The 422-nt window shown below is 67.1% G+C and carries 1 protein-coding gene; it reads left to right on the forward strand.

All coding sequences use genetic code 11. The features are described 5' to 3' along the window. The coding region (locus tag EN932_RS37745) for a tetratricopeptide repeat protein (RefSeq protein WP_164890925.1) at positions 1-306 on the forward strand (306 nt) is incomplete at its 5' end. Positions 307-422 lie beyond the last annotated feature (116 nt).

A 422-nucleotide genomic window follows, 5' to 3' on the forward strand; every position in this document is an offset into this window, starting at 1 on the left:
TTCCTGAAGGGCGAGGGCGGGGTGAAGGCCAGTGTCAAGCAGGCCGGGCGCTGGTTCCAACTCGCCGCCGAGAAAGGCCATGCCGGCGCCCAGGCGACGCTGGGCCATCTGTTGTTCCAGAGCGGCAAGATCGTTCGCGGCCTGGCGATGATGACGGCAGCGCTCGAACGCGCTTCGCCGGCTGACCAGCCCTGGATCCGCGGCATGCAGGAAGAGGCATTTGCCACCGCGGGCGAGGCCGACCGTCGCACCGCCATCTCGCTGGCCGATGATATCCTCACCAAGGGCAACAACGCGGACCAGTAGTTTTGCTGGCGGCTGAACTGCCGATCTCCCCCACGAAGCGGGAGATTGCTCAGTTCGCGATCGGCTCCGTCGGCACCATGCTGGGCGCCGGCGTCGAGATCGGCGTGACATGGGGG

Source organism: Mesorhizobium sp. M7A.F.Ca.US.002.01.1.1 (assembly GCF_004022955.1).
Classification (GTDB): Bacteria; Pseudomonadota; Alphaproteobacteria; order Rhizobiales; family Rhizobiaceae; genus Mesorhizobium; species Mesorhizobium ciceri.